19 protein-coding genes are annotated in these 21,557 nt (G+C 62.2%); 8 read left to right on the top strand and 11 right to left on the bottom strand.

Annotation, left to right across the window (positions count from 1 at the left end):
* Positions 1-37: 37 nt before the first annotated feature.
* Genes GR212_RS17905 through GR212_RS17885 form a run of 5 tightly spaced genes read right to left on the bottom strand, consistent with a single transcriptional unit; the run spans position 38 to position 7,322 of the window.
* Entirely contained in the window at positions 38-463 is a 426-nt protein-coding gene (locus GR212_RS17905) for a GNAT family N-acetyltransferase (RefSeq protein ID WP_163987926.1), read from the bottom strand.
* A 2-nt stretch (positions 464-465) separates the two neighbouring features.
* Positions 466-2,538 carry a hypothetical protein gene (locus GR212_RS17900; protein WP_163987925.1) on the bottom strand — a complete coding sequence of 691 codons (2,073 nt, stop codon included), beginning with the start codon at positions 2,536-2,538 and terminating at the stop codon, positions 466-468.
* Between the two features lies 1 nt (position 2,539).
* On the bottom strand, positions 2,540-5,365 hold the full coding sequence (locus tag GR212_RS17895) for a DUF4159 domain-containing protein (RefSeq protein ID WP_163987924.1): 2,826 nt from the start codon (positions 5,363-5,365) through the stop codon (positions 2,540-2,542).
* The gene (locus tag GR212_RS17890; protein ID WP_163987923.1) at positions 5,362-6,282 is read right to left on the bottom strand and encodes a DUF58 domain-containing protein; all 921 of its coding nucleotides are present in this window, start codon (positions 6,280-6,282) and stop codon (positions 5,362-5,364) included. The genes GR212_RS17895 and GR212_RS17890 overlap by 4 nt, the downstream gene beginning before the upstream one ends.
* Positions 6,283-6,308: 26 nt before the next feature.
* Positions 6,309-7,322, bottom strand: a complete 1,014-nt coding sequence (locus tag GR212_RS17885) for an AAA family ATPase (protein ID WP_163987922.1) — start codon at positions 7,320-7,322, stop codon at positions 6,309-6,311.
* A gap of 168 nt (positions 7,323-7,490) precedes the next feature.
* Here GR212_RS17885 and GR212_RS17880 point away from each other — a divergent pair, with 168 nt between their 5' ends.
* Genes GR212_RS17880 through GR212_RS17870 form a run of 3 tightly spaced genes read left to right on the top strand, consistent with a single transcriptional unit; the run spans position 7,491 to position 9,999 of the window.
* On the top strand, positions 7,491-8,114 hold the full coding sequence (locus GR212_RS17880) for a DUF1285 domain-containing protein (protein ID WP_163987921.1): 624 nt from the start codon (positions 7,491-7,493) through the stop codon (positions 8,112-8,114).
* The gene (locus GR212_RS17875) at positions 8,111-8,746 is read left to right on the top strand and encodes a CoA pyrophosphatase (RefSeq protein ID WP_163987920.1); all 636 of its coding nucleotides are present in this window, start codon (positions 8,111-8,113) and stop codon (positions 8,744-8,746) included. The genes GR212_RS17880 and GR212_RS17875 overlap by 4 nt, the downstream gene beginning before the upstream one ends.
* On the top strand, positions 8,743-9,999 hold the full coding sequence (locus tag GR212_RS17870; RefSeq protein ID WP_163987919.1) for a CCA tRNA nucleotidyltransferase: 1,257 nt from the start codon (positions 8,743-8,745) through the stop codon (positions 9,997-9,999). Before GR212_RS17875 ends, GR212_RS17870 begins: the two co-directional genes overlap by 4 nt.
* Positions 10,000-10,030: 31 nt before the next feature.
* On the opposite strand, the gene GR212_RS17865 is transcribed toward GR212_RS17870, so the two are convergent.
* The 3 genes from GR212_RS17865 to hemF all read right to left on the bottom strand — a co-directional run bounded on the left by GR212_RS17865 (position 10,031) and on the right by hemF (position 11,733).
* Complete coding sequence (locus tag GR212_RS17865; RefSeq protein WP_163987918.1) at positions 10,031-10,216, bottom strand: DUF1059 domain-containing protein; 186 nt, start codon at positions 10,214-10,216, stop codon at positions 10,031-10,033.
* 131 nt (positions 10,217-10,347) lie between these two features.
* A complete protein-coding gene (locus tag GR212_RS17860; protein WP_163987917.1) occupies positions 10,348-10,626 on the bottom strand; it encodes a hypothetical protein in 279 nt (92 codons plus the stop codon).
* Between the two features lie 195 nt (positions 10,627-10,821).
* On the bottom strand, positions 10,822-11,733 hold the full coding sequence (gene hemF / locus GR212_RS17855) for an oxygen-dependent coproporphyrinogen oxidase (RefSeq protein ID WP_163987916.1): 912 nt from the start codon (positions 11,731-11,733) through the stop codon (positions 10,822-10,824).
* Positions 11,734-11,902: 169 nt separating this feature from the next.
* On the opposite strand from hemF, the gene GR212_RS17850 reads away from it, so the two are divergent.
* A complete protein-coding gene (locus GR212_RS17850) occupies positions 11,903-12,163 on the top strand; it encodes a hypothetical protein (protein WP_348643484.1) in 261 nt (86 codons plus the stop codon).
* Between the two features lie 88 nt (positions 12,164-12,251).
* Here the strand turns inward: GR212_RS17850 and GR212_RS17845 are convergent, their stop codons facing one another.
* Both GR212_RS17845 and GR212_RS17840 read right to left on the bottom strand, forming a co-directional pair.
* Positions 12,252-13,406, bottom strand: coding sequence for a hypothetical protein (locus tag GR212_RS17845; RefSeq protein ID WP_163987915.1), 1,155 nt, complete (start codon positions 13,404-13,406; stop codon positions 12,252-12,254).
* A 77-nt stretch (positions 13,407-13,483) separates the two neighbouring features.
* Positions 13,484-13,981, bottom strand: coding sequence for a tRNA (cytidine(34)-2'-O)-methyltransferase (locus tag GR212_RS17840; RefSeq protein ID WP_163987914.1), 498 nt, complete (start codon positions 13,979-13,981; stop codon positions 13,484-13,486).
* Positions 13,982-14,375: 394 nt separating this feature from the next.
* On the opposite strand from GR212_RS17840, the gene GR212_RS17835 reads away from it, so the two are divergent.
* Both GR212_RS17835 and GR212_RS17830 read left to right on the top strand, forming a co-directional pair.
* Positions 14,376-16,229: an ABC transporter ATP-binding protein gene (locus tag GR212_RS17835; protein WP_163987913.1), complete on the top strand. Its 1,854-nt coding sequence runs from the start codon at positions 14,376-14,378 to the stop codon at positions 16,227-16,229.
* A gap of 143 nt (positions 16,230-16,372) precedes the next feature.
* On the top strand, positions 16,373-18,235 hold the full coding sequence (locus GR212_RS17830; RefSeq protein WP_163988099.1) for an ABC transporter ATP-binding protein: 1,863 nt from the start codon (positions 16,373-16,375) through the stop codon (positions 18,233-18,235).
* Between the two features lie 33 nt (positions 18,236-18,268).
* On the opposite strand, the gene GR212_RS17825 is transcribed toward GR212_RS17830, so the two are convergent.
* Entirely contained in the window at positions 18,269-19,216 is a 948-nt protein-coding gene (locus GR212_RS17825) for an endonuclease/exonuclease/phosphatase family protein (RefSeq protein ID WP_163987912.1), read from the bottom strand.
* Between the two features lie 469 nt (positions 19,217-19,685).
* On the opposite strand from GR212_RS17825, the gene petA reads away from it, so the two are divergent.
* Together petA and GR212_RS17815 are read left to right on the top strand one after the other, a co-directional pair.
* Positions 19,686-20,264 carry a ubiquinol-cytochrome c reductase iron-sulfur subunit gene (gene petA, locus GR212_RS17820; protein ID WP_163987911.1) on the top strand — a complete coding sequence of 193 codons (579 nt, stop codon included), beginning with the start codon at positions 19,686-19,688 and terminating at the stop codon, positions 20,262-20,264.
* A 14-nt stretch (positions 20,265-20,278) separates the two neighbouring features.
* Positions 20,279-21,553, top strand: a complete 1,275-nt coding sequence (locus GR212_RS17815) for a cytochrome b (protein WP_163987910.1) — start codon at positions 20,279-20,281, stop codon at positions 21,551-21,553.
* The last annotated feature ends 4 nt before the right edge of the window (positions 21,554-21,557 follow it).

Genomic DNA, 21,557 nt, shown 5'->3' with positions numbered 1-21,557 from the left:
GACGTTTATCCCCGCGAAAGGATCGCCCTGCCTGATATCAGCGGGGCGATAGTTTCTTCTGCAGGAAGAAGCGGCTGCGGCCGGCGGGGAAGTCGGGCAGTTCGCCGAAGATAGCATAGCCTTGCCGTTGATAGGCTTTCAGCGCCTGCGGATTGAAGGTATCGATCCACGCTCCGAAGCAGCCGCGCGCACTGGCCTCTTGCTCCGCCGCATCCAGCAGCTTCCCGGCCATGCCCTGGCCGCGCAGGGTTTCCGGCACGAAAAGCCATTGCGTGAACAGCCATCCCCAGGCGGTGTAGCCGGAGATGCCGCCAATGGTCTTGCCGGCATCGTCGCGGATCAGGACCGCAAGTGGCTGGCGGCCGGAGGGGCCGACGTCGACGACGTTGAACGCCGTCAATCCCTCGCTGATGGCCGCGAGTTCGCTTTCGGACGGGGTATCGGTTACGTCAATCTTCATCATATTCACCGTCCTTCACGCCACCATGTGGCAGAGAAGGCAAAGAGGAGGGCGGCAAGACCGGCAAAGCCCGCAAACAGGGGCAGGGTGTTGATCCCCTTCAAGACGGTTTCATCGGTCATGCGAATGGTCAGGCGCTGGCCGTCGGCGACGCGCACGGCGCCGCGCACCGGCAGGACTTGCGGCACGGTCACGCTGCCGTTGGCGCCGGCAATGCGGGTAACCAGACCCTTGGTCTTCTGCGCCAGCGGCTTCAGCGTCTCGGTGGTCGAGATCATTGCCTTGAACTCCGGGGCGTCGATGGCGCCGATATGGACAAGCGTCGACAGATTGCCGTTGGCGATCTGGTAGAGCCCGATTTCGTCCATGTGCTTCTCGGCCTGATAGAGACCCGGCTGCGTCTGCTTCAGGGGCAACGTCTCCGTCTTGCCGGACGGCAATTTGATCGTGGCCGGGCCGGGATCGTCGCCGATGGTCTGGCGCGTCACCTGCAGCGTGCGGCCGGCGGCATTGGCCGTCAGGGCTTCTTCTTCCAGCGCCGGCTCCTTCAGCAGCCAGTGGGCGATGCGGCGATAAAGCGACACATGCGGGCCGCCGCCTTCGAAGCCGCGTGCCCAGAGCCAGCCTTCATCGGAGAGAAGCATGGCGACACGCCCCTGGCCGACGCGATTGAGCACGAGCAGCGGGCTGTTGTCGGCGCCGACCATCACGGTCTGGCCCTGCGGCTTCTCGACATCGACGCTGCGGAACCAGCGGCCCCAATGCGGCGGCTCGGTGTCCGAACCATCCAGGCCGCGCGTCACGGGATGCTTCCGGCCCTGATCCGACAGGCGCGGATAGAAGGCTTTCTCGATCATCTGGCCGGTCGGCTCGGCCGGCAGCACCGAGGCTAGCGGCGTCAGGGCGATCGAACTGCCGCCGGCATGCTCCGGACCGGCCGCGACCAGCAGAGCGCCGCCGTTTTCGACATATTGGGCCATGTAATCATAATAGATCGTCGGCAGGACGTTCTGACGGTCCTGGTAGCGGTCGAAAATGATCAGGTCGAAAGAACTGATCTTGTCGACGAAAAGCTCGCGCGTCGGGAAGGCGATCAGCGACAGTTCGTTGATCGGCGTGCCGTCCTGCTTATCCGGCGGGCGCAGAATGGTGAAATGCACGAGATCGACTGACGCGTCCGACTTCAGGAGATTGCGCCATGCGCGCTCGCCGGCATGCGGCTCGCCGGAGACGAGCAGGACACGCATGTTCTGGCGGATGCCTTCGATCAGCTGGACCGTACGGTTGTTGATGTCGGTGACTTCGCCGGGCACCGTGGCCACGGCGAATTCGAGCACGTTGTTGCCGGCGCGCGGCACCTTGAAGCTGAAGGGTGTGTCCTGGCCCGGCGTTGCCTGCAGCGTGGCGATCTCGTCGCCGTTCATCTTGATCGTCACGGCGGCGGTGCCGCCCGGGCTCTTGCCATCGTCGACGACACGAAACACCAGCTGCTGTTCGTCGTTGACGATGCCGAAGCGAGGCGCGCGCACGATTTCGATGCGGCGGTCGAACTCGTCCGGCTTGCCGGTGATCAGCCCGTGAATGGGCGCATCGAAGCCAAGTTGCTGGTTGATGCCGGGAATATCGTGAATCTGGCCGTCCGTCAGGAGGATCGCGCCGCCAATACGTGCGGGCGGCACGTCCGCGACCGCGGAGGAGAGGGCGGAGAAAAGCCGTGTCGACGGCGACGCCGATTCCGCCGGATCGCGCACCTCGACGATGCGGGGCTCAATGCGCGGGAATTGCGCCAGACGATCCTTGAGCATCGCCAGGGCATCATCCGTCATCTTCGTGCGCTCGGGCGTCTGCTGGCTGAGGCTGCGGTCGACGATGACGGGAACGATTGTCGTCAGCTGGTCGCGATCTTCCTGCAGCAGTACCGGATTGGCGAGCGCCGCCAGCAGGGCGACACCCGCCAAAGCGCGAATCCAGCCGCCGCGCAGACGTCTGTAGATCGCAAGCGCCGCGATGGCGAGCGTCAGCACCGCTAGAGCGGCGAGGACAGGCCAGGGGAGGAAAGGGGCAAAACCGATATTCATATTATTGCCCCAAGCGCTGCAGGATATCCGGAACGTGAACCTGATCGGATTTATAGTTTCCGGTCAGCATGTACATCATGATGTTGACGCCCGTTCGGTAGGCATATTCCCGCTGGGTCTCGTCCGGGGGCACGGTCGGCAGCAGCGGTGAGCCGTTATCGTCGACGGCCCAGGCGCCGGCAAAATCGTTGCCCGTAATCATGATCGGCGTCACCCCGTCGGAGGTAGCGACCGCATTTGCGTCGCGGCGCGCATCCTGCCGTGCCTCCACCCAGAGCGGGCTGTCGGCATAGCGGCCCGGGAAGCTCGAGAGCAGATAGAAGGATTTGGTCAACACATGACCGGCCGGTACCGGCTCCAGGGGAGGAATGTCGAGATTGGCGAGGATCTGCTGCAGCCGCTGGCCGTTCGGGCTCGGCGTCGAAGTGTCGCCCATCGTGTCGATGGCATCGCGGGTATCGAACAGCACGGTGCCGCCATTGCGCATGTAGGCATCGATGCGGTTGATGGCGTCGTTGGACGGCATCGGCGCCGTCGAGGAGATCGGCCAGTAGATCAGCGGGTAAAAGGCCAGTTCGTCCTTGGCAAGATCAAGGCCCACCGGCGCACCGGGCTCCAGCGTCGTGCGATAGGTGAGGTAATCGGAAAGGCCGGCGAGCCCGCGTTCGGAAATGTGATCGACTTCGGACTCGCCTGTCACGACATAGGCCAGATGCGTCTTGTCCAGCCGCGAAAATATGGTGTCGTCGCCGGGTTTGGAGTCATCCGCAAACGCGTTTGCCGGATGCAGGAAGATACCAACCGATAAGGCCAGCAACAGCACGGCCGCGCCACCCGCCATCGTTTTTGCCGATCTGCCCAGACGCGGGAAGGCGCCGTTCATGAAGAGCACGATCAGGCTGTCGGCCAGCAGAATGAGGAATGCGAGCGTGAAGAGGATCGGTTTTGCCGACCAGGCTTCCCCGCCTATGAGGCCTTCTTGTGTGACCAGGCCGGACGCCGAGGCATCCAGAGGCTTGAGTTCCGTTCCCTGGGGCAGGGTATTGAGTGCGCTAAAGCCTTCTTCGGAACCGTAGAGGCCGGGCGGGTTGTCGAAACTTGCGACCGCCGCTCCCTTGCTGCTTGGCTCCAGCGGGCGGGCGCTGCCGATCTCGCTGGTCAGCACGCCTTTCGCAGTCAGGAGCCGGTAGGGCGGCATCGCCTCTCCGGTCCTGGCCGCCGCGCTTTCAGCCGAGGCGACGCCGCCGGCGCGCGATAGCTGGACGATGCGACGCAGCATTTCGACGAAATCGCCTGAAATCGGCAGATCGGACCATTGCGGCTCGGCACTGACATGGAAGAGCACGATGCGGCCGGCCTGCATCTGCCTTTCGGTGACGAGCGGCGTGCCGTCGGCAAGGCTTGCCCAGGTGCGCTCGGCCAGATCCGGCGTCGGCTCGGCCAGAACCTGCCGCTTGATTAGCACATTGCTCGGCTTCGGCATGCCGGCGAAGGGGCCGAAGGACGGGAAATCTGCAAGCGGCTGCGGTTCGGCCCAGGACAGCGCGCCGCCGAATGTGCGCTCGCCCTGCCGCAACGTGACGGGAACGAGGGGATCGTCGGCGGGGGCCGCGGCAAGGCGCGGGCCGGCGAAGCGGACGAGGGTGCCGCCGTTCTGGATCCATTGCTGCAGCGGCGCATAGCTTTCCTGCGGCAGGCGGCCGACATCGGCCATGATGATGACCGAAGGGTTGCCCGCGAGCAATTCGGGGATCGATTTGGCCAGATCGGCGCTGTTGGGCTGTGTCAGGTCGGCATAGGGCTGGAGCGCGCGCTGAATGTAATAAAGCGGTGACAGGATCGGCTGGAATTCGTCGGCGGCCTGACCGGAGAGAAGCGCCACGCGGCGGCGGCGGAAACCGTCGTCGAGCAGGTAAATGCTGCCGGCGCTTGCCTGTCGATCGATGCCGATGCGGGCGAAATCATTACGCATTTCGAAAGGCGCCGCGATGGAGCCGGTGGCGACCGTCTGCCCGCCCGCGAAGTCAAGCGAACCGGCTGCGATGGGCCGACCCTGATTGTCCTGCGCCGTCAGTCCGAGGCGCATCGGGCCGGTGCCGTTCAGCCGCGTCGCGGTGACGGTCATGTTATTGGCGGTATTGGACGCGCCGGTGATCGCAACGATATTCTGGCCGTCGCCTTCGATCAGCCGCAGCTCGCTCGGCTGCAGGGCGGCGAGCCGGCTGACGATATCGTCCTTCGCCTTGCTTTCGATGCCATCGGAGAGGAAGGCGATGGTGCCGGGCTTGCGGCCATTGAGTGCCGCTTTCACGGCATCGGCGGCGCGCCCACGATCCGGCACCAGCGGCCGCGGATTCATCGCATGCAGCTTGTCGCGCGCCGATGCCGCAGCACCCGGCGTCGCATCGTTGCCCTGCTCGGCGGTAAAGACGATCGAAACGGGAATGCCCTTGGCGTCGGCATCGTCTATCAGCGCGTCGGCCGTCCGGACGCGGCGTTCCCAGTCGGATACGATCGCCCAGCTGTTGTCGATCATCAGCACCAGCGGGCCGCGGCTCGACAGCGTATTGCTGCGCGGATTGAACATGGGGTTGGCGATGGCGAGAATGACCAGAGCGGCGAGCAGCATCCGCAGCAGCGTCAGCCACCACGGGCTGCGCGCCGGCGTTTCCTCACGCTTGAGGATGGTCGCCAGAATGCGCAGCGGCGGAAAGACCTCCGCGCGCGGCTGTGGCGGCGTCAGGCGCAGCAGCCACCAGATCGCAGGGAGCAGGATCAGGGCTCCGAGGATGGCGGGCGAAGCGAATGCGAAGGAGAGGCCGCTCATGGCTGCCCTCCGGAAGCTACCCTGGCGGGCATGCCGGAAAGATACATGTGCACGGCGACCAGAGCTTCGGAGGCAAGCCGGTCGGTGCGATGGCTGACGAAGGTCCAGCCGAGATGGCGTAGGGACTGGCCGAGGTTTTCCCGGCGGGCGAGGTAGGCGCGCTGATAGTCGTCGCGCAGGTTTTCCGCGCGGCCGGCAATCAGCTTCGAACCCGTTTCGGGATCGCTGAATTCCGTGCGCCCGCTATAGGGAAAAAGCTCTTCGGCGGGGTCGGCGACCTCGATCACATGACCGCGCAAGCCCCGGCGCGCCAGCGGCCCGATCCTGCCCATGACGCTGTCGGCATCGTCGAGAAAATCGCCGATCAGCACGATGTCGCTCCAGCCGCGGATCATCGCCGTCTGCGGAAGACCGCCTTCGAGCGGCGTGTGCATCAGGGCCGCGGCCAGGCGCTCGGCGGCGTTGCGGCTCGATATCGGCTCCATGATGCCGGGGCAGCCGATGCGCTCGCCGGAGCGGGAGAGGATTTCCGCCAGCGCCAGCATGAGGACGAGCGCGCGGCCTTCCTTGGACACATGGCCATAGGTTGACTTGTACATCATGGACGGCGACAGATCCGCCCAGAGCCAGATCGTGTGCGCGGCTTCCCATTCATGATCGCGGATATAGGTGTGATCGTCACGGGCGGAGCGCCGCCAGTCGATACGCGAAAGGCTTTCGCCTTCGGTATAGGGACGGAACTGCCAGAAATTCTCGCCGATGCCGCGTTTGCGCCGGCCGTGCCATCCCGCGATGACCGTGTTGGCGATGCGCTTGGCTTCGACAAGGCAATCCGGCACGAGAGCGGCACGACTGCGGGCTCGGGAGAGGGCATCATTGCCTGATGTCGGTCTGACGGTCTGTCCGATGGATGCCACGCGCTATACTCTCCTCGACATCCGGGTCACGATCTCGATTGTTTCACCAGTCCTGCAATGACATCGCGCACGGACATGCCGTCGGCGCGGGCCGCAAAGGTCAGCGCCATGCGGTGTTCGAGCACGGGCTCGGCAAGGGCATGCACGTCGTCGATGGACGGCGCAAGCCTGCCTTCATAGAGCGCGCGGGCTCGGGCGCACAGCATCATGGCCTGGCCGGCGCGCGGGCCGGGACCCCAGGCGACATGCTTGTCCGTGGAGGCATTGCCCTGGCCCGGGCGGGCGGAGCGCACCAGAGCCAGGATGGCATCGACCACGCCGTCGCCGACGGGCATCTGGCGGATGAGTTGCTGGATTTCGAGCAGACGCTCGGCATCGATCACCGCCTGCGGCGTCGCTTCGCTCAAGCCCGTCGTTTCGAGCAGGATGCGGCGCTCGTCGGCAAGCTCGGGATAATCGACATCGACCTGCAGCAGGAAGCGGTCGAGCTGGGCTTCCGGCAGCGGATAGGTGCCTTCCTGTTCCAGCGGGTTCTGCGTCGCGAGAACGTGGAAGGGAGCGGGCAGATCGTAACGCTGGCCGGCGATGGTGACGTGATATTCCTGCATGGACTGCAGCAGCGCCGATTGCGTGCGCGGCGAGGCGCGGTTGATTTCGTCGGCCATCAGCAATTGCGCGAAGACCGGACCCTTGACGAAACGGAAGGAGCGGCGGCCGCTTTCGTCCTGATCCATGACTTCCGAGCCGAGAATATCCGAAGGCATCAGGTCGGGAGTGAACTGCACGCGGCTGGAGGCAAGGCCGAGGACGGAGCCGAGCGTGGTCACGAGCTTGGTCTTGGCAAGACCCGGCACGCCGACCAGAAGCGCATGACCGCCGGCGAGCACGGCAAGCAGCGTGTTTTCCACGACGCTTTCCTGGCCGAAAATGACCTTCGACACTTCCTGGCGAATGGTGGCGATATCGCCCAGCGCCTTTTCAGCTGACGCGACCATGGCCTGCTCGTCGAGGGTGGTTTCGGTCGATTTGATCATGCCCATTTGCGTCTCCAATGGCAGAAAAACGATACGCGCGATTCGCAGACGTTACACATTTGCCTCATAATCAATACAACTTATCGCCACCAAGATGGCTGACAAGCGCGTTTCAAATGACTATCTCGTGAGAAACTGTCGTATTTGTCACTAACGGCCAACCGGGACAGAAGAATGGCAACCGAGGAAATCAAGGCAACTGGCGATGCGGCAAGCCTGGCGGCGCTGATTTCACGCGCGGCCGGCGATAGCGGCGGCCGAAAGAAGGGCGCGCCGCCCGTCGATCGCTGGAATCCGCCGTTCTGCGGCGATATCGACATGGAGATCCGTGCCGACGGCACCTGGTTTTATCTCGGCACGCCGATCGGCCGCGCGCCGCTGGTACAGCTTTTTTCCACGGTTCTGCGCAAGGACGAGGACGAAAAGACCTATCTCGTCACGCCTGTGGAAAAAGTCGGCATCCGGGTCGTCGATGCGCCGTTCGTGGCCGTCGAGATGAGCGTGACGGAACGCGACGGCAGGCGCGTGCTGACCTTCCGCACGAATGTCGGCGACGTGGTCGAGGCGGGCAGGGAGCACCCGATCCGCTTCGTCATCCGCGGCGAGAACGACGAGCTGAAGCCTTACCTGCATGTCCGCGGGCGCCTGGAGGCGCTGGTGACGCGCGCGGTCATGTACGATCTCGTCGAACTTGGCGAACCCGTCGAAATTGCCGGGCGCGATATGTTCTGCGTGCGCTCCGGCGGCTCGATCTTTCCGATCATGCCGCTGGCCGAACTGGATGCACTGACGCGATGAGCGAATTCCCCCTTTATTCAGCGGATGAGTTCCGGCGCCGCGCCCTGCATCAGAGCGGCGGGCCTATCGATCTCGCCTGGCGCGATCACGGCGATCATCGTCTCAACCCCGAGACCATCTCGCAGGTCGCGGACCTGAAGCTGAAGGATGCCGCCGTCCTCGTGCCTGTCGTCGAAAACGGAGACGACGCCAAGGTCATCTTCACGCTCAGGACCTCCACCCTGCGCAAGCATTCCGGCCAGATCGCCTTTCCGGGCGGGGCCATCGATCCGGAAGACGCATCGCCGGAGATGGCGGCCGTACGCGAGGCGGGCGAGGAAATCGGGCTTGCCGACATATTCATCGAACCCGTGGCACGGTTGCCGCATTATCTGGCGGCGACCGGCTTTCGCATCACGCCCATTCTCGCCGTGGTAAAGCCGGGTTTTCATCTGGACCTCAATCCGACCGAGGTCGAGGACGCCTTCGAGGTGCCGCTCTCGTTTCTGATGGATCCCAGCCACCATGCTACCGACACGATGCTCTGGCAGGGAACCGAGCGCCATTTCTACCGCATGCCCTATGGGCAGCGCATGATCTGGGGCATTACCGCGGGCATAGTCCGCACGCTTTATGAAAGGCTCTATACATGACGTCCGTTGCCGGTGAGGCCTGGTTTCGCGATAAGGCCCTGCAGCGGGTGCTGTCGTTGCTCGACGCCGACGGCGGCGAGGGACGCGTGGTCGGCGGAGCGGTGCGCAACAGCCTGATGGGGCTGCCGGTCGCCGATATCGACATAGCAACCACGCTCTTGCCCGAGACTGTCGTCGAAAGAGCCGAGGCAGCGGGCATCAAGGCCGTGCCGACAGGCATCGCGCACGGCACCGTCACACTGGTCATCGATGGAACGCCGTTCGAGATCACCACTTTGCGGCGCGATGTCGAAACGGATGGCCGCCGCGCCCGCGTCGCTTTCAGCCAGGACTGGCAGGCGGATGCGGAGCGGCGCGACCTGACGATCAATGCGCTTTATGCCTCCGCCAGTGGCGAGGTGGTGGATCTCGTCGGCGGCCTTGCCGATCTTGAGCGCCGCAACATTCGCTTCATCGGCGATGCGGCGACACGGATTGCCGAGGATCACTTGCGGATCCTGCGTTTCTTCCGCTTCTTCGCGTATTACGGCAGCGGTCGTCCGGATGCGGACGGGTTGCGCGCCTGTGCCGCTGCGAAGTCGAAGATCGCGACCCTCTCGGCCGAGCGCGTCTGGTCCGAAATGAAGAAGCTGCTGGCGGCGGACGATCCGGGCAGGGCGCTGCTTTGGATGCGCCAGATCGGCATACTGACCGAAGTGCTGCCGGAAACCGAGAAGTGGGGTATCGACGCCATTCCAGGCCTCATCGCCGCCGAACAGGCTCTCGGCTGGCCGGCGGAGCCCTTGCTGCGGCTTGCCGCCATCGTGGCGCCGGATACGGCAAGGCTTGCCAAGCTTGCGGAGCGGCTGCGCCTTTCGAAAGCCGAAGGCGCCTATCTTCAGGCCTGGGCGAATGCGCCTGTCGTCAAGGACGATATCTCGGACGCGGCCTTCGACCGCCTGCTTTATCGCCATGACCCCTCCGGCGTCGCCGTGCGCCTGAAGCTGGCGCTGTCGGTCGCACGGGGCAAGGCGGAAGGCGATTTCGAAGAAATGGCCCGTGTTGCGCGGCTCGGCCGGCTGCTGGAGCGCGTGGCAAAGTGGAAGAAACCCGCTTTCCCACTTAGCGGCGCGGATGCGCTTGCGGCAGGCGTCGGCGCCGGTCCTCGTGTCGGCGAGCTTCTCGCCAAGCTGGAGCAGGAATGGCTCGATGGCAATTTTTCATCGAACCGGGCGAAACTTCTCGCCCGACTTAAAGATTTGGCCAGTGCCTGATATGCGGCCCTGACCTTCAGGGCCGATCTGATCAGGCCGCGTGAGCCTCGTCGCGGATTCGTGCCTTGATGTTGTCGACCATGTTTTCCCGGATGATTGTTTCGCCATGCGCTTCACGCATGTGCTCGACGGCGCGACGAACCACTTCGGCATCATCCTGAGCGCGGGTATGCCAAGCGCAGCCGGGCACGAGCGTACCACATTCGAACAGTCGCATATCTTCCTCCTCATCTCTCCACGGTTCCGCATCCTTTCATGCCCACGGGCATGAAAGCTAAACGCAGCGGACGGAAAAAGGTTTCTGCCGTCCGGCAAGTCTCTCGCTTGCCGGCGGCGGTCTTCCGGACATCAGTCCGGCATGGCCCAAGACTTGAAGCAGTCGGATGACTGATATGTCGGAATGGGCATCTGCTTGGCCGAACGATCCGCCGCAAAACTGGCGACATCGCTCGGTGACTTGCCTGCCAATTGCATTCTTACCTGCTCGACAAAGCAGGACAACGGCAGGTCGGACCCGCTGCGGGTCCGCATATCCTCGGCCAGTCGGACGATGAACTCCGGACTATCGACTGTGCGCGAAAGTTTCTGCTCTTTCGAAGCTTCCGTGACTTGTTTCTCTGCTGCCATTACAACCTCCTCCGATTGGAACGAGCATTAGGTCACTTAGGCATCCCTCCCGCTGATTTCAGGGCGTTGTCCGATCATTTTATGTTGAACGCCCGAAACGCTCGCGATCCCGCGGATTCGCTTGCTGCGCTTCGGGGTCACTGGTTTTCGCATGCCGTTGCCGCAAGGCCGCCGCACAGCCTTGCGCGGCCTGCATCAGGGCCAACGCACCACCGGCGGCAGAGACGATAGGATCGACTCGACATTGCCGCCTGTCTTCAGCCCGAATATTGTACCCCTATCGTACAGCAAATTGAACTCCACATAGCGTCCGCGACGAATTAATTGCTCGTCGCGGTCCTCTTCCGTCCATGTCTCGTTGAAATTGGAGCGAACGATCCGCGGGTAGACCATCGCAAAGGCCCGGCCGACGTCGCGGGTAAAGGCGAAATCCGCGCTCCAGCCGCCGGCTTCCTCGGGCGAATGCAGCCAGTCGAAGAAGATGCCGCCGATACCGCGCGGCTCGTTGCGATGCTTCAGGAAGAAGTATTCGTCACACCAGTTCTTGTAGTGCTGGTGGTCGGCGACGGCATGGCGGTCGCAAACGATCTGCATGGCGCGATGGAAGAGGAGGCTGTCGGGATCTTCCTGGGTGCGGCGACGGTCGAGCATCGGCGTCAAGTCGGCGCCGCCGCCGAACCAATGGCTCGTGGTGACGACCATGCGGGTATTCATGTGTACGGTCGGCACATTCGGATTGACGGGGTGGGCAATCAGCGAGAGCCCGGAAGCCCAGAAACGGGGATCCTCCTCGGCGCCCGGAATCTGGCTGCGGAAGTCGGGAGAGAACTCGCCATGGACCGTCGACGTATGGACGCCGACCTTTTCGAAGACGCGGCCTTCCATCATGGACATGCGGCCGCCGCCGCCCTGACCCTTGTCCCTCTGCCAGTCCTTGGCGACGAAACGACCGGGCTCCTGGTCGGAAAGCGGACCGGCCAGCTCGTTCTCCAAATGCTCGAACTCGGTGCAGATCGTGTCGCGCAGGCCCTCGAACCAGGTGCGCGCAGCCTCTTTTTTCGCTTCAATATCCTCGGGTAATCCCTTGGGAAGATTGGGTCGTTCCATGCATGCTCTCCGAGAGTGCGAGCAGCCGGCGGCCCGCGATTCGCACCCTATGTATCGTGATTTTGAATATCAGCAACATTGCGGCGCAGCCAGTGCAGCCACGCTGCGGGAGAATCGACTCGCAAATTTCCGGGTGCGGTATTATGTTCCCTCCCGAAGGCGAGGTTTGATTATGAAGATACCTGGACCGCCGCCCCTGGATGGGTTGAGAAGCAGAATATTTCGTTACCGGCAGGAACACCCGGCGGGCGGAAAAAGCGAATTCGTTCGCGAGACCTTTTGTCTCAGCCGCCCCGATGCACGCGCAAAAGCGCGCGAGTGGTTCGATGAATTCCCGAAAGCCGCCTACTGGACCGAAGTCGAAAGCTGGCGTCAGGTCGATGGCGATCGCATCGAATTCACCATGCGGCGTTTGCCATCGGCGGATTGAGCCGAACGAAAAGGCCGCCCGCAGCGACGGGCGATGGAGCGCAAGCACATTCCCGTGACTTGCGGCGGGCTTTCAGTTTGTGACCAGTTCAATGCGACGTGGGTGGTTGCAGATCATCCGCCACGCTGGATTCCACAGGCTGAACGGCAGGCAGGATGCCGGCAGAAAACGCTTTCCTGACCTTGTCGATCGTCGCCGTGGGCTTTCCGCCGAGAGGCGAAGGCAAGGGAACCTCCGCTTCCGGCTTTGTCGGCTCCGATACCGCGCCGAGCGCTGCGGTCTGCTCTTCCGCGAGTTTCGGGTTCTCGATGATCGGCGAAATCGCAAGGATTTCCCTGAGCGTGGTCGTCACCGGCAGATGGCCGCCCAGATCGGTGTTCGTGTGATGCCAGGCCTGCGGAATGCGTTGATCGGCGTGGATGAACGGTCGGGAGTTGATCTCGCCGAACCAGTCCCATTCGCCCATGACATCGACGACATCGGTGAATACGGAGGGCATGGCGATGCGGGTGCCGATCGTCACAATCTTCGTATTTTTCGCCAGTTCCGAAACCCGGGCCTCATCCTGCTTCCAAAGATTATGCAATGCGGCCGAGAGCACGAGATTGCCCTTGGAATGGCCCGCCAGCAGACGGAAGGAGAGGCGGGGATCAGCAAGAAGAGCCTGCACGGTTCTGGTGTCGAGACTGGTGCGGGCAGCGGTTCCATCGCGGTATGCCCCGACCTTGGGGCGGCCGGCAAGATCATCCAGGCGTTCCAGCATCGGCCGCAGACCCTTCAGGTGGCCGAAGAAAAACAAGCCGCCGAAAGCCTCGGTGATGACATCGGCGATACCATAGCCGGAAACGACGACAGCCACGGGGGCATCGACAGCGTCGGCCACGTTGCGGGCGAAGGCGGCTGCGCCGAGCGCCGAGCCGCCGATGCCTGCGACGGCGAGCGCCCGGGCATCCGCGCCGCCCCGCAGGATGAATTCATCGATCGTCTCGCAGAGAGTGAGTGCCCCACAGCCGCTGGGCGGAACGATCATGATTGCGCCTTCGGCGGCCAGAGAGTCGCTGATGTAGAAGGCTTCCTCCGGCGTGATCACGTTGACGTCGTAGAACAGCGCGTCAAGGGCGAGGTTCCGCTGGCGAAGGCCTTCGAGGACGAGATTGCGGGCAGGGGAGCGCTGCAGCCGTTCCGGTAGGCTCAAAGTGCGCGCAAACTGCGTGAGGGAAAGCGTGAATGCCGTCTGGAACATGGGTCACCTCGCCAAGGTTGCCTGAGTTAGAGCATTCCAAGGCGAAGCTTCTCACACTTTATCCGGCGTGCCAACGCCTATTCGGGTGCGACATTTGGGCCGGACGCGGTGAGCGGCAGCCATTGCGTTTGCCGCAAGGCTTCGCCCGCGATCATGGCGGCCGACATGGCGACATTGATGGAGCGCTGGCCCTCGACCATCGGGATCAGAACGCGACCATCCGCCCTTTCATGCACATGTTCGGGCACGCCGGCGCTCTCGCGGCCGAAGAGAAGAATATCGCCGTCGCGGTAGGGGAAGTCGGTATAGGGCCGGGCTGCCTTGGTGGAGGCGAGCACCAGCCGCCGGCCGCTCGCGAGGCGCCATGCCTCGAAACGCTCCCAGTTGACATGTCTCGTCAGGGCGACGGCCGCCAGGTAATCCATGCCGGCGCGCTTCAGGTTGCGATCCGATATGTCGAAACCTGCCGGCTCGATGATGTCGACGCCAAGGCCGAGGCAGGCGGCCAGCCGCAGGATGGTGCCGGTGTTGCCGGGAATGTCAGGTTGGTAGAGTGCGATGCGAAGCGTGGTCATGGGCTGCAACTAGCGAAATCGCCCGGATTTGTCTTCGATTTTCGTCGTTGTTCCGATCTTGTGATGCCTTCCATCAGCAGAATTGAAGGAATCAGCCCATTTTTCAGGCATATTTCGCTTTTCAAAGCGCAAAATGCGCGCTAAAAGACGGGCGCTCTACAACCAGCGAAATAGGAGGCTCAGATGGATATCTTGTTTGTGATGATGATGCGCCTCCGTGCCGTAAACCCACGGCTCTGATCAAGGCGCTTTACGGCGCGCTTTCGCGGTAATCCCCCTTTCGATTCATTTCGCGGCCAGTGTGGCCTCGTTCTTTCATCGCCCGGCCACCATATCAGTCCGCGACCTTTAGGCGCAGTGGTTGGTCAAAAGGTCGAGTCTTTGGAGCATTTCAATGTTTGGCTGGTTTGAACGCCGACTAAATCCATTTCCGAGCGAGATACCGGACGCTCCGCCGCGCGGTCTTGTTGCCTTCTGCTGGCATTACACCAAGCCGGCCGCGCCCTGGCTGATCGCCATGAGCATCCTCACCATGTCGATCGCGATCGGCGAGGTGGCGCTGTTCCAGTTCCTCGGCGATATCGTCGATTGGCTGACGAAGGCCGATAGGGCGACCTTCCTGCAAACGGAATGGCCCAAGCTGTTCTGGATGGGGGCGATGGTGCTGGTCGGCCTGCCGCTGGCGGCGGTGCTCGACAGCTTCATCATGCACCAGGTGCTGATCGGCAACTACCCGATGATCGCGCGCTGGCAGATGCACCGCTTCCTGCTGCGTCACAGCATGACCTTTTTTGCCAACGAGTTCGCGGGCCGCGTCGCCACCAAGGTGATGCAGACATCGCTTGCCGTGCGCGAAACCGTCATGAAGCTCCTCGACGTTTTCGTCTATGTCGTGACGTACTTTCTGTCGATGATCTTCGTCATCGCGATGGCGGATTGGCGACTGGTGATTCCGATCGTGATTTGGCTCGGTATTTACATCGGTATCGTCTCCTACTTCGTGCCGAAGTTGCGCAAGATCGCCGCGCAGCAGGCCGACGCACGTTCGACGATGACGGGACGCGTCGTCGACAGCTACACCAACATCGCGACGGTGAAGCTGTTTTCGCATGCGGGCCGCGAGGAGAGCTATGCCCGGGCCGGCATGGAGGAGTTCCTCGACACGGTGCACAAGCAGATGCGCAAGATAACGCTGTTCAACGCCGCTGTTTACACCAACAACTGTGCGGCGCTGTTCATCGTCTCGGCATTGTCGATCTGGTTCTGGCTCAACGGTTCGATCGCAGTCGGTTCGATTGCCATCGCCATCGGCCTTGCCATGCGCATCAACGGCATGTCGCAGTGGGTGATGTGGGAAGTCTCGGCGCTCTTCGAAAACATCGGCACCGTCTATGACGGCATGGAGATGATGACGAAGCCGCATGACATCATCGACCGGCCGGCGGCTTCGCCGATCGCGGCCAGGCAGGGCGCTATCCGCTTCGATCACATTCGCTTCCACTATGGCAAGGCGAAGGGCGTGATCGAGGATCTGACACTGGATATCCGCGCCGGTGAAAAGGTCGGCCTTGTCGGTCGCTCGGGTGCCGGCAAGACGACGCTGATGAACCTGCTGCTGCGCTTCTACGATCTGGAGAGCGGCCGCATCACCATCGACGGCCACGATATCGCCGGGGTGACGCAGGACAGCCTTCGTTCGATGATCGGCGTGGTGACGCAGGACACGTCGCTGCTGCACCGCTCGATCCGCGACAACATCGCCTACAGCCGGCCGGATGCGACCGACGAGGAGGTGATCCAGGCGGCCAAGCGCGCCAATGCCTGGGAGTTCATCGAGGGCCTTGTCGACATGCAGGGCCGCACCGGGCTCGATGCGCAGGTTGGCGAGCGGGGCGTCAAGCTCTCCGGCGGCCAGCGGCAGCGTATCGCGATCGCCCGCGTCTTCCTGAAGGACGCGCCGATCCTGGTGCTCGACGAGGCGACCTCGGCGCTCGATTCCGAAGTGGAAGCGGCGATCCAGGAAAACCTCTTCGCGCTGATGCATGGCAAGACGGTGATCGCCATCGCGCACCGCCTGTCGACGCTGACCGAGATGGACCGCCTCGTCGTGCTCGACAAGGGCCGGATCATCGAGGTGGGCACTCATCAGGAACTGGTCCAGAACGGCGGTATCTATTCCGAGCTCTGGAGCCGCCAGTCGGGTGGCTTCCTCGCCGACCATGAAGAAGCCGAGGCGGCAGCGGAATGAGGATCAGGCAAGGGCGGCGAAAGCCGCCCTTGCTCTTTGCGGGGCCTGCGAGGCAGGCGTTCGCCTGAAACCTAACGAAAATATAACCTTTGCAACGGGGCCGTTTCCTTTGCGTGCCCGGCGAAATTGCCTATATCGCTCACATGTTCATCCGTTCCGTGTTCCGTCTGTTCGAGACGTGGATTGATCCTTACTATCGCAGCGGCGATCTTCGGCCGCCGCGGTCGCTCCGCGCTTTCATCTGGTACTATGTCGGCCAGGCCAAGGGACCTTTCCTGGCGATGGCGGCGCTCGGCGGCGCGGTCGCCATGCTCGAGGCGGCGCTGTTCTGGTTCGTCGGCCATCTGGTCGACATCCTCGACAAGGTGAAGCCGGGCGAGGGCTGGAGCGGGCTGCTCGCCGGCCATGGCGCGTCGCTGCTTGGCATGGTTTTCGTCGTGCTCGTCGTGCGTTTCGTGGTCGTCAGCCTCGGTGCGCTGGTCGAGGAGCAGGTGGTCGTTCCGGGCTTTCTCAATCTCGTGCGCTGGCAGGCATACCGGCATGTGGCGAGACAATCGGTCGAGTTCTTCCAGAACGATTTTTCCGGGCGCGTCGTCACCAAGGTCTGGTCGGCAGGGCAGGCGACGGGCGACCTCGTCGTGTCGCTGCTGCAGGTGGTCTGGTTCATCATCATCTATGCCGCCTCGACCATTGCGCTGGTCGGCGGGCTCGACTGGCGGCTGGCGCTGGTGATCGCGGTCTGGATCGGCGTCTTTTCCCTGCTCGCCCGCCATTTCGTGCCACGCATCCGGCGTCATGCCCGTAACGCGGCGGAGGCATCCTCGATGCTGAACGGGCGTATGGTCGATGCCTACGCCAATATCCAGACGCTGAAGCTCTTCGGTCGCGAAGAGCAGAACGACCACTATATCCGCAGCGGCTTCGATCGCTTCCAGGCGGCTGTCATGCCGTTTACGCGATTGCTGACCGGCGTACGTTCGTCGCTGGCGCTGCTGTCGGGTGTGATGATCACCAGCATCGGGGCGCTGGCCGTGCATCTCTGGCTATCGGGAGAGATTTCGACCGGCGGCGTTGCCTTCACGCTCAGCATGGTATTGCGGCTGAACATGCTCTTCGGCCGCATGATGGCGCAATTCAACGCCATCATGCGCAATCTCGGCACGATCCAGAATTCTGCCGAGATGATCTCCGAGCCTATCGGGCTGGTGGACCGGCCCGATGCGAAGGACCTGACGATCACCGGACCGGAGATCCGCTTCGACAATGCCACGTTCCACTACGGGCGCGGCGGCGGCGTCATCGACAATTTCTCCCTCAGGGTGGCTGCCGGCGAGAAGGTGGGCATCGTCGGACGCTCTGGCGCAGGCAAGACCACCCTCGTCAATCTATTGCTGCGCTTCTACGACCTTGAAGGCGGCCGGATCCTGATCGATGGGCAGGACATCGCCACCGTGCGGCAGGAGTCGCTGCGCGGCGCCATCGGCATGGTGACGCAGGATACCGCGCTGCTCAATCGCTCCGTTCGCGACAACATCCTCTTCGGCCGCCCGGATGCCACCGACGAGCAGATGGTGGAAGCCGCAAGGCAGGCGGAGGCGGATGGTTTCATCACCACCCTGGAGGACCAGAAGGGGCGCAGCGCCTATGCCGCTCATGTCGGCGAGCGCGGCGTCAAGCTTTCCGGCGGCCAGCGCCAGCGCATCGCGATTGCGCGCGTCATGCTGAAGGATGCCCCGATCCTCGTGCTGGACGAGGCCACCTCGGCGCTGGATTCGGAGGCAGAGGCGGCACTGCAGTCCAACCTCGACACGCTCATGAAGGGCAAGACCGTTCTCGCGATCGCGCATCGGCTGTCGACGATCGCCAAGCTTGATCGGCTGATTGTCGTCGACAGGGGCAAGATTATCGAAGAGGGCACGCACGACGAGCTGATCGCGCGTGGCGGCCTCTATTCCGAACTCTGGGCACGCCAGTCCGGCGGCTTCATCGCGGCGGACGCGGATTGATCGCGCCTTCCGATCGACCTCGAAGCCACGCGATCAGGGGTGCCGGGGCACGCTGAACTCCGTCATCAAGCCGAAATGGTTCGAGCCCATCGCATCGCGGATCTGCTTTACGGATACCAGCCGCAGCGGCGCGCGCGCGAAAACGTGATCGATGGTGATGCCATAGGCGCCTGCCGCGATCGGCCAGGTCGCTGGCTCGGGAAAGGCATGGCGCAGGCCGGTTGCGGCGAGAAAGTCACGCATATCCGGAGCGATGACCGACGCGTTGAAATCTCCGGCGAGAATCAATGGCCCTTTCACGTCATTGAGCGCTGGCGCGAGAAGGCCGAGCTCAATCTGGTGGAATGCGTCGAAATAGGGCTTGCTCAGATGAACCGAGGCAAAATTCACCGGCTGGCCGTCCATATCGATGGTGGCCAGAATGAAACGATTGTCCCAGAGGCTGCCGAGGCTGCGCATGAGCTGCGTCTGGAACGGCCTCTTCGACAGGAGCAGCGAGTCGCAATCGGTGGTCATCACGCCGCAGCCGATGCGGTAAGGATAGACTTTCAAGATGCGGTCCATATCGGAAAAGATGGGTCCGGCCTCGAAAATCTCGACGACATCGGCTTTCGAAGCGACGATGAGATCGGCGATGCGGGTGCCGTTTTCGAAATTGCTGTCCTCGATGTTGAAGGAGAGCAGCCTGAAGTGCCCGCCGCTTGCTTCCGCCGAAGCGATGATCGAGGAGGCGGCGTATTCCTGCAGCATGATGACCGAGTGAACCAGCAGCACCGTTCCGGCCGCCACCAGGACCATCGCATACCAGTGGCGCTTGAAGAAGAATGCGGTCAACGCGAGTATGATCGCAAACAGGCTGATGTGGGTCTGCAGGCTTTCGAAAAAAGCCAGCAACCAGGAATCGGCAACATAGCGCGCCGCAAGGATACCCAGCGCCAATGTAGCGAGAACGCATAGTACGCAATAAACCGTGTGTCTCATGACAAGTTCTCGTGCTTCATTTCTTTATGCTTCGAATGCGCAAGGCAAGGACCATAATCGTCCACAAATCGCATAGGAAATCCATTCGGTTTTAAGAGGTAAAGGTTAGTCCCTGCGACATGAGAAAAGTGCTGATATTGCCTTATTTTCTGCAATGCAGCATTGAAACTGCTTTTCATTTTGCCTTGCAGCGCAACAAGGCTCCATGCGAATCCCCTGCTTTTTCATGCGTTTAACCGTTCGCCCTGGCGATAGGAGCCTTCAAGCTCCCGACTTGCGACGCAATAGCGCAGTTTTGCCGCGACATTGTGCCCTCTCCCCTTGCCAAGACTGGACATAATTTGCGATCAAGCTTAGAACGCAGCGGGTTACGGAGGAATCTATGGCGGAATTATGGTCGCGATGATTCGCCGTTAGTGAGGGGGTACCGCGGCTTCTGCCGTGGTTTTGCGGAAGAGGATGTGCAGCCTTGAGCGAGCATAGTACGACAGTTGAGTCCACCGGCGAGCCGACTCGTCGCGATTTCCTTTATTTGACGACAGGTATGGCCGGTGCGGTGGGCGCAGTTTCCGTCGCATGGCCGTTTATCGACCAGATGCGGCCTGACGCATCGACACTCGCTCTTGCATCCATTGAAGTCGATGTGTCGAGCCTTGAGCCCGGCATGTCTCTGACGGTGAAATGGCGTGGCAAACCCGTCTTCATCCGCAACCGCACGCAAAAGGAAATCGACGATGGCAAGGCCGCGCAGCTCTCGGACCTGAAGGATCCGGTTGCTCGCAATGCCAATCTCCCGGCCGACGCACAGGCAACCGATCTTGCCCGTTCGGCTGGCGATGGGAAGGAGAACTGGCTGGTCATGATCGGCGTCTGCACCCATCTCGGTTGCATCCCGCTCGGTCAGGCGGGTGAATATGGCGGGTGGTTCTGTCCCTGCCATGGTTCGGTCTACGATACTGCCGGTCGCATCCGCCATGGGCCTGCGCCGCAGAACCTCTTCATACCGCAATATGCGTTCACGTCGGAAAAGAAGATCAAGGTCGGTTGAGGGGGAGCTGAATCATGAGTGGTCATTCGTCTTACGAGCCATCCACAGGGCTCGAAAAATGGGTAGACGCGCGGCTTCCGCTGCCGCGTATGGTCTACGATAGTTTCATTGCCTATCCGGTCCCGCGCAACCTGAACTACGCCTATACGTTCGGCGCCATGCTGGCCGTGATGCTGGTCCTGCAGATCCTGACCGGCGTCGTCCTGGCCATGCATTACGCGGCCAATACGGCAATCGCCTTCAATTCGGTCGAAAAGATCGTCCGCGACGTCAATCACGGCTGGCTGCTGCGCTACATGCATGCCAACGGCGCGTCCTTCTTCTTCGTGGCCGTCTACCTGCACATTGCTCGCGGTCTATACTACGGCTCCTACAAGGCGCCGCGCGAAATCCTCTGGATTCTCGGCGTGATCATCTACCTGCTGATGATGGCGACCGCGTTCATGGGCTATGTTCTGCCCTGGGGTCAGATGTCCTTCTGGGGCGCGACCGTCATCACCGGCTTCTTCTCGGCCTTCCCATGGGTCGGCGACTGGATCCAGACCTTCCTGCTCGGCGGTTTTGCCGTTGACGATCCGACGCTCAATCGCTTCTTCTCGTTGCACTATCTGCTGCCGTTCATGATCGCGGGCGTCGTCATCCTGCACATCTGGGCGTTGCATGTGACGGGCCAGACGAACCCGACCGGCGTCGAAGTCAAGCTGAAGACGGATACAGTGCCCTTCACGCCCTATGCGACGCTGAAGGATGCGCTCGGCGTTTCCATCTTCCTGCTGGTGTTCGCCTATTTCGTGTTCTACCTGCCGAACTTCCTCGGCCATGCCGACAACTACATTCCGGCAAACCCGCTGAAGACGCCGGCACACATCGTTCCGGAATGGTACTTCCTGCCGTTCTACGCGATGCTGCGTTCGATCACCTTCAACATCGGGCCTATCGACTCCAAGCTTGGCGGCGTCTTGACGATGTTCGGCGCCATCATCGTGCTGTTCTTCCTGCCGTGGCTCGATACGTCGAAGGTTCGTTCTGCCGTCTATCGTCCCTGGTTCAAGCTGTTCTTCTGGCTGTTCGTCGCCGATGCCGTCCTGCTCGGCTGGCTTGGTTCTCAGCCTGCGGAAGGGATCTACACCACGGCTGCGCAGTTCGCGACGCTGTTCTACTTCCTGTTCTTCCTCGTCGTCATGCCGGTGCTTGGCATAGTCGAGACACCGAAGCGCATTCCAAATTCCATTACGGAAGCGGTTCTTGAAAAACAGGGCGGTAAAGTTCCCGCTCCGGTTCAAGCGTAATCGG

Origin of the sequence: Martinezella lusitana (genome assembly GCF_010668395.1) — a bacterium.
Classification (GTDB): Bacteria; Pseudomonadota; Alphaproteobacteria; order Rhizobiales; family Rhizobiaceae; genus Rhizobium; species Rhizobium lusitanum_A.
The sequence above is the reverse complement of the archived record's forward strand: the minus strand, read 5'-3'. Positions and strand labels throughout refer to the sequence as shown.